The 5,233-nt window shown below is 55.2% G+C and carries 3 protein-coding genes; 1 reads left to right on the forward strand and 2 read right to left on the reverse strand.

The window, feature by feature from the left end; translation table 11 throughout:
• Positions 1-3,282 (forward strand): calcium-binding protein (locus B9Z41_RS16735; protein ID WP_143474226.1); only part of this gene is annotated, 3,282 nt, incomplete at its 5' end.
• Between the two features lie 19 nt (positions 3,283-3,301).
• Here the strand turns inward: B9Z41_RS16735 and B9Z41_RS16740 are convergent.
• Positions 3,302-4,006: a mobilization protein gene (locus tag B9Z41_RS16740; RefSeq protein ID WP_100148222.1), complete on the reverse strand. Its 705-nt coding sequence runs from the start codon at positions 4,004-4,006 to the stop codon at positions 3,302-3,304.
• 147 nt (positions 4,007-4,153) lie between these two features.
• A complete protein-coding gene (locus B9Z41_RS16745) occupies positions 4,154-5,047 on the reverse strand; it encodes a polysaccharide deacetylase family protein (RefSeq protein WP_100148223.1) in 894 nt (297 codons plus the stop codon).
• Positions 5,048-5,233: the final 186 nt, after the last annotated feature.

Genomic DNA, 5,233 nt, shown 5'->3' on the forward strand with positions numbered 1-5,233 from the left:
GGCACAGACACGGTGACCATACAGAGTTACTTCAGCAGTGAGTATTACCGCGTGGAGAAGATCAGCTTTGCGGACGGCACGGTGTGGGGCGTTGGCGACATAGCCAGCAGGGTGACACGTAACGGCAGCGAAGGGGCTGACTCCATCACAGGTTTGAGCGACTACGCCAACCGCATCAACGGCTTGGGTGGCAACGACACGCTGTACGGAGGCAACCAAGACGACGTGATCGATGGGGGCGAAGGTGACGACTACATGGTGGGCTATTCGGGGACCGATATGCTCACAGGCGGGGCAGGCAACGACGCACTGAATGGGGGGTATGGCAGCGACACGCTGATGGGAGGTGAAGGCAACGACAGTTTGGCGGGAGATTATGGGGACGACACGCTGGTGGGTGGCGTAGGCAACGACTATCTCTCAGGATGGCAAGGAAACGACACCTACGTGTTCAACCAAGGAGATGGGCAAGACACGATCAACGACCTCGACTATTGGGTGCCAAACGTAGACACCTTGCAGTTGGGGGCAGGGTTGTTGGTAGGGGACACACAGGTGAGCGCGGTAGGCGAAGACCTCAAACTGAGCTGGGGCACAGACACGGTGACCGTACAGAGTTACTTCAACAGCGCGTACTACCAAGTGGAGAAGATCAGTTTTGCGGACGGTACGACATGGGGATTTGCAGACATAGTCAGCAGGGTGATACGTAACGGCAGCGACGGAGCAGATTACATCACTGGGTTTCGTGACTACGCCAACCGCATCAACGGCTTGGGTGGCAACGACACGCTAATTGGTGGCAACCAGGACGACGTGATAGATGGGGGAGCCGGCAACGACACACTGACGGGCGGCACCGGCAACGACACGTTAACAGGCGGCTACGGCAACGACATCTATGTGTTCAACCAAGGCGATGGCGCAGACACCATCAACGACTACGACACCACCGCAGACAACATAGACACTTTGCAGTTGGGGTCAGTGCTGCTGGCTGCAAACACAACACTAGACCGAGTGGGCAACGACCTCAAGCTGAGCTGGGGCACAGACATGGTGACGGTGCAAAGCTATTTCAGCAGTGCGTACAACCGGGTAGAAAAGATAAGCTTTGCAGACGGCACCACATGGGGTATTGCAGACATTGCGGGCAAGTTGGTGCAAAACGGTACGGCTGAAGCAGACAGCATGACAGGCCTGAGTGAGTATGCAAACCGTATGAACGGCTTAGGTGGAAATGACACACTCATTGGCGGTAACCAGGATGACGTGCTCAACGGCGGTGAAGGCGATGACCGACTGGGTGGTGGTGATGGCAACGACACCTTGACAGGAGGCGCGGGCAACGATGCGTTGTATGGTGAGAAGGGCAACGACACCTATGTGTTTAATCTGGGTGATGGAGCAGACATCATCACTGACGATGACAGCACAGCAGGCAATATAGACACCTTGCAGCTTGGAGCAGGATTGCTGTCTGGTGATGTGTCTTTAAGTCGACTTGGCAACAGCCTGATGTTGAGCTGGGGCACAGACTCGGTGACGCTCAAGAGCAGCTTCATTACCGAGTCCTATCGAATTGAGAAGGTGAGCTTTGCAGACGGCACCACATGGGGTATTGCTGATATTGCGGGCAAGTTGGTGCAAAACGGCACGGCAAGCGCTGACAACTTCATCGGATTCATCGATTACGCAAACCGCATGAACGGCTTGGGTGGTAACGACACGCTCTACGGTGGCAATCAAGATGACGTGATCGATGGGGGTGAGGGCAATGACATTTTGGGAGGGGCGAATGGCAAGGACACATTGACCGGTGGCGCAGGTAACGATTTGTTGATGGGTGGTTTCGGCAACGACACGTATGTGTTCAACCAAGGCGATGGCGCAGACATCATCAACGACTACGACGGCACCACAGGCAATATCGATACTTTGCAGTTGGGCGCTGGCCTGTTGGCGAGCAATGTGGCTGTAGGTCGCGTAGGCAACGACTTGAAGCTGAGCTGGGGCACAGACTCAGTCACGGTGCAGAACTACTTCATCAACGAATTTTTCCGAGTTGAAAAGGTGAGCTTTGCGGACGGCACCACATGGGGTATTGCTGATATTGCAAGCAAGTTGGTGCAAAACGGTACGGCAAATGCGGACACCATCGTTGGCTTGACTGACTATGCCAACCGAATCAACGGCTTGGCTGGCAACGACTATTTGTACGGAGGCAGCAAAGACGATGTGATCGATGGTGGTATTGGTAACGATACCTTGATAGGCGCTAAGGGCAACGATTTACTGTTGGGAGGTTTTGGCAATGACACCTATGTGTTCAACCAAGGCGATGGCGCAGACATCATCAACGATTACGACTACAGCAGCACAGCAAGCAATGTAGACACGTTGCAGCTGGGTGCTGGGTTGTTGGCGAGCAATGCGGTATTAGGCCGCGTGGGCAGTGACCTGAAGATGAGCTGGGGCACAGACTCAGTCACGGTGCAGGGCTACTTCAACAACGAATTTTTCCGGGTTGAAAAGGTCAGCTTTGCAGACGGCACCACCTGGGGCATTGCCGACATTGCAAGCAAGTTGGTGCAAAACGGTACGGCAAATGCGGACACCATCGTTGGCTTGACTGACTATGCCAACCGAATCAACGGCTTGGCTGGCAACGACTATTTGTACGGGGGCAGCAAAGACGATGTGATCGATGGTGGTGCGGGGAATGATTACATGACGGGCTATGCCGGCAATGACACGTACACCGTAGACAGTGCGAGTGATGTGGTGTACGAGGCGAGCAACCAAGGGACAGACACGGTGCTGTCCGGCGTGAGCTACACCTTGCCTACGAATTGTGAAAACCTCACCCTGACGGGTCTGAAAGCCATCAACGGCGTAGGTAATTCGCTGAACAACGTGTTGGTGGGCAATGCTGCTGCAAATACCTTGACGGGTGGCTCTGGGGCAGATCAGTTTGTATTTGGCTCTGTACTGAGCAGTGCCAACGTAGACACCATCACAGATTTTTCTAGGGCTGAGGGTGATGTGATTGCCTTGAGCGGCTCCGTATTCACCAAATTGCAAGGAAAGACCAGTCTGGCCAGTTACTTCCGTTTCAGCACACAAAAAGCAATCGGCGGTGACGATTATTTGGTTTACAACAGCGCTACTGGACAGTTGGCTTATGACGTAACAGGCACTGCCAGTTCAACGGCTGTGGTGTTCGCCACACTGATCAACAAGCCACTGGACTTCACAGCAGCCCAGATGGTGGTGATCTGAGCCGCACCTGCTCTTGCTGTTACAGCAAGGGCAGGTTGTCAAACGTGTCGTAGGTTTTCTTCAACCAGTTTTTCACACGTTGGCGCTCTAGCAGCCCAAGGGCATCGTCACTTGTGGGGTGGTTGAGTGCCGCCCAGAAGCTGGCGTTTTGGCGGTCTATCTTGCGCATGCTGGCTTCTTGCAGCTGGCTCAGCGACACCACGCGTGCACCCAACTGCAAGGCTTTTTCCATGGCGCTGGATTGCTCCAGTTGCGAGAAGTCGCTGCCACGCCCGTGGTTTTTGACCACCACATAGTTAGGGCCTTCGCCATAGGTGTCGATGAGTTTGCTCAACATGTCCACCGAGTCTTTGCCAGCGTCTGCGATGTGCCAGAAGTTGACGGTCACCCCCATCTCGGCCATGACGGCAAACAAGTCTGAGTCTGTCACCCAGCGCGCTAAGGGGGCTGCGGTTTGTGCGGCCAGGTCGACGATGACACTTTGTGTATTGCCCGCAAAGGTTTGCTCTAAGGCCGCAGCGATCAGGTCCAGGCTTTCGTAGCTGTCAATGACGACGGGCGACGCAAAGTCTTCGTAAAAGCGGATGAACGAGGTGTGCGAGCGGTCGGTGTCAAAGCCTGTGAACAAAACGTTTTTGTCGATGAAGTATTGCGCCAGCACCCGCGCGACAACCGACTTGCCCACGCCGCCTTTTTCGCCGCCGATGAAATTGAGAGAGCTCATATGGTTTGAGGTAGTTGAAGTAAAGCCACCAGCGAAGTTGCTTGGCGTTGAAGGATAGCAAGAAGTATGCGCGCAAATGCTGTGCTGCCTATCGTTGGATGGCCCCTATGTGGTGCGCGTGATGCGTTTGTGCACCAAGAGGTGGTGTCAAGGGGTGTGGGCTTGCGCGTGAGCCGCAATGGCACCTGGCGTGGTGAACCAAACCTCTCCGGCATCGCGTGCGCGTGCGATGTGTGTCAGCGCGCGACGCAGGTGGTGCAGCCGATAGGGTTGTCCCACGATGTAGGGGTGCAGCGCAATGCCCATGACCAAGGGTTGGCGCTTGGCCTGTTGAAGCATTTCGTCAAAGTTGTCGATGATCATTTGTGCAAAGTCTTTGGCATCCATCTGACGCGCCACGATCATGGGGATGTCGTTGATTTCTTGGGGGTAGGGCACGGCCAACAAACTGTCCCCACTGCGTGTGCGCATGCGCGTGACTTGGTCGTCGTGGCACCAGTTCAAGGTGTAGCGATAGCCTGTTTCTGCCAGCAAGTCGGGCGTGTGCAAACTTTCTGAAATCCAGGGGGACAACCAACCTGTTGGCGTTTGTTGGCTGTGTTGTTGCATGGCTTCGCGGCAGTGCAGCAGCAGGGCGCGTTCTTCGACCTCGCTCATGCCGCCTTGTCGCTCGGCATTGCTGTAGCCGTGGCCAATCAGTTCGTCGCCGCGTTGCACACAGGCTGCCACCAACTCGGGGCAGTGTTCATAGAGCGCGGTGTTGATCAGTGTGCCGCTGGGCAGCGCCAATTGGTCAAACAACTCAAGGCAGCGCCAAGCACCGACTCGGTTGCCGTACTCACGCCAGCTGTAGTTCAGCACATCAGGCTGAGGCGAGGCTGGACCTATGCATGCGCCCAAGCCCTCACCAAACGCAAAGTGCTCGATGTTGAATCCGAGGTAGACGGCCAAGCCGCTATCGCCGGGCCAGCGGTAGCTGGGGTGTTGGGTGATGGGCTGGTAGTCGAAGCGCCCATGGTGGGTCAAGGTTTGCTGGGTCATGGTCTGGCGGTGAGCTGCTTGTGCGTTGGTTGTGAGAAAACACGTGCAAAACATGTGCCTGTTGAATTGCATCCAATAGTGAGCCACTAAACCTAGGTATTTGCATCCAAATTTGACCCACGTAGTCAAACTGTCCTGCTCAGCATTGAGCAGGAGACACAGGAGTGATCAACGTGGCGTTATTAA

The sequence above is a fragment of the Limnohabitans sp. JirII-31 genome (genome assembly GCF_002778315.1).
Lineage (GTDB): Bacteria > Pseudomonadota > Gammaproteobacteria > Burkholderiales > Burkholderiaceae_C > Limnohabitans.